Source organism: Caballeronia sordidicola, assembly GCF_002220365.1.
GTDB classification, from domain to species: Bacteria; Pseudomonadota; Gammaproteobacteria; order Burkholderiales; family Burkholderiaceae; genus Caballeronia; species Caballeronia sordidicola_C.
Genome location: NZ_MTHB01000153.1, coordinates 1 through 2,731, shown reverse-complemented (window position 1 = coordinate 2,731; position 2,731 = coordinate 1). Strand labels below are relative to the sequence as shown.

Annotated in this window: 4 protein-coding genes; all 4 read right to left on the bottom strand. The window is 59.3% G+C overall.

From position 1 onward, the window contains the following. Nucleotides 1-429, bottom strand: a 429-nt coding sequence (locus BSU04_RS22705; protein WP_218827331.1) for a hypothetical protein, incomplete at its 3' end; no start/stop codon positions are given. A 237-nt stretch (nt 430-666) separates the two neighbouring features. Then, nucleotides 667-999 carry a hypothetical protein gene (locus tag BSU04_RS22700; protein WP_256983222.1) on the bottom strand — a complete coding sequence of 111 codons (333 nt, stop codon included), beginning with the start codon at nt 997-999 and terminating at the stop codon, nt 667-669. Nucleotides 1,000-1,127: 128 nt separating this feature from the next. Further along, the gene (istB, locus tag BSU04_RS22695) at nt 1,128-1,946 is read right to left on the bottom strand and encodes an IS21-like element helper ATPase IstB (RefSeq protein WP_089162685.1); all 819 of its coding nucleotides are present in this window, start codon (nt 1,944-1,946) and stop codon (nt 1,128-1,130) included. Continuing rightward, nucleotides 1,943-2,731 (bottom strand): Mu transposase domain-containing protein (locus BSU04_RS22690; protein ID WP_441299988.1); only part of this gene is annotated, 789 nt, incomplete at its 5' end. The genes BSU04_RS22690 and istB, both read right to left, overlap by 4 nt.

Below are 2,731 nucleotides of genomic sequence, written 5' to 3'. Positions count from 1 at the left end.
GCGCGCGATAGCGGCCAGCTTGTCATCGAGCACGCCGACGAAGGCGAGCAGGTCGTCGCGCTGGTTCTGCAGGGCGACGCGCATCGTGCCGATGCGCGATGGATCTTCGGGCTCACGTTGATGAAGTTCATCGACGATATCGACGATGAAGTCGAACAGCTCCTGACGGGCGCCCTGCTCAGGACCGGCCAGTGACAGAATGTCACGTTCGAGCCACTGGGCGAGGGTGCGCAGGTCGTCCGCCCGCTGAGACGAAAGCGCTTCAAGCTGGCGAAGCGCGACCAGCTCAGCCTCGAGCAGGTGATCTTGGCAGCGCCGGCGCGGGTTGGCGAGGCGCGCTTCGAGTGCTTCGCGCTCGCAGCGTACGCCGCTGGCGATGCGTGCCCATATATTGACGAGGGTTTCGAACTGCTGATGGATGTGGAACACGTCGCCATGACACGGCGTACCGGGCCAGGCGAGTTTCTGGCCGGCGCGCAGACCCGTGCCAGCGTCGGCAATCGTGTAATGGGGACACTAGTGTCCGGATAAAAATCGAATAAATAAAACAGGTAATCCCCCGGCTCCGCCCTCAGACCCTATGAGTGGATAGCGTCAAGCAGGATGTCCGGTTTACCGACAACCATCTTGGCCGGTCGGCCGAGGTAATTGCCGCGGGTTAGTTGGTCATGGTTGTCGCTGCTCCTTCGTAATTGTCGTTGGGGAATTTTTCATGTATCTGTCGCCGTCGTTACTGCGTAACGACGGGTTGGAGAAGTACGCACGCCACTGTGCCGAATCGGGTTCAATACCCGCGAGGATGCGTTCATCTTCCCTGACAACCAGTTGCTCGATCAATGCCTGTTGCGTTATGGCGTAACGACGTGCCAACCTGGCTAGTGCCAGGGAGGCGCGGGTCTCGATCCAGACGCTCAGGCGTCGCTCACCATTGCGGTCATTGCCGGCATGAGGGCGCCGCGCCCTGTAAGCGGCTTGCCGTTGCGCAGCTGTTTTTGCCATTTTTTACCCCTGTCTGATTTCGTTACGTAGTAACGGCGTAACGTCACGTTGGATGGAATCACGTAGCATGCCCGTTCACCGACGACTATCTGGCTGGTCAACGGGGGACGTTGCCGTTAGCTGGGAGCTCATGGTTGTGGCTGCTGCGCTTCTTCGTGATTGTCGTTGGGTAATTGACGCCGGCGAGCATTCTGTTTGTCGCTGGCGTTGCGGCGGCGATAGCTTTCGACATTGAGCTCGAAGATCGTCGAGTGATGAACCAGCCTGTCTATGGCGGCCACGGTCATGCCGGGATCGGGGAAGACGTTATTCCAGCCCGAGAACGGCTGATTGGCCGTTATTAAAAGACTCTTGCGCTCATACCTCTCGGCGATCAACTCGAACAGAACGCTGGTTTCAGCCTGGTCCTTCCTGACGTAGGACAGATCGTCCAGGATAATCAGATCGAAGCGATCGAGTTTTGCGAGTGCCGACGGCAATTGCAGGCTCTTTCGCGCTACCTGAAGCTTCTGCACCAGTTCGCTGGTGCGGGTGCACAGGACCCGGTAGCCCGCATCAATCAGCGCGTGTCCGATGGCGCTTCCAAGATGACTTTTTCCTCCACCTGGCGGCCCAAACAGGAGAATCGTGGCACCTTTCTCGAGCCACGCATCCCCGGTGGCCAGCGCCATGACGTGTGCCTTCGATACCATGGGCACGACGCTGAAGTCGAACGTGGCGAGGGTCTTGGTCGGATCCAATTGCGATTCGACTCGATGACGTTCCAGTCTGCGTTTCGCCCGTTCAGCCAATTCATGCTCGAACAATGCACCCAGCAGTTGTGATGCTTGCCAGCCTTCTTTGTCGGACCGTTGGGCGAAGTCAGACCACAGTCGACCGATTGTCGGCAGACGCAATTCGTTGAGCATCAGTCCCATGCTGCCGGTGTCGTACGTCGGTGCACTCATGCGAGCACCTCTTCGTCAAGCAACGCGTCGTAGATCGAGGCGTCGGGCATCTCGACCAACACAATAGGACATTCGGCCTGGCGCGGAGCGAATTGTGCGAAGAGCGCTTCCAGATCGGGCAGCTCGCCGAGTTCCAGCAGCACTTCAAGCTGCAGGGCCAGTTCTGCCTCTACGCCGTAATTGCCGGCAAGCTCCAGCAGGCCCACGATGACCTTGCACGCGCTGCGCGGGCTCAGTGCTTGATCCAGGCGCTCCCAGGTCCGGCGGTACGCCTGACGCGGAAACAGATCGTCACGAAACACGAGGCCCCTGAAGGCTTGCGGTTTGCGTTTGAGTGACTCGATAAAATGTCGATAGTTAATCGCACGCCCGCGACCTGCGCTCGTACGCCTGACTCGCGCCGTGCTGTGCACGAGCGCTCCGGACAGATAGCAGTCAAGCCGATCGCTGTAGAGGCGTACTTTCAAGCGATGCCCGATCAGGCGTGAGGGCGCGCTGTAGAGGCTGCCATCCACCGTAAAAGTGCCGCTGCGCGTCACGCGCCCTTCGTCCTCAACGAAGTCGGTAGTACGATGCTCAGGCAACTCCTTCAGGTATCCACGCTCCACTTGAAATGCGGCAGCATTGCGCCGGTTGCGGCGCATCACTACGCCGCGCACAAACTCCTCGTAGGCCGGCCGATCGTCGAAATCGCGATGACCACGTAACTCCAACGCCTGATCAACTGCGTCCTTCAAATAGCGATGCGAGGATTCCACGCTGCCATTCTCGTGCCCCAAGCCACG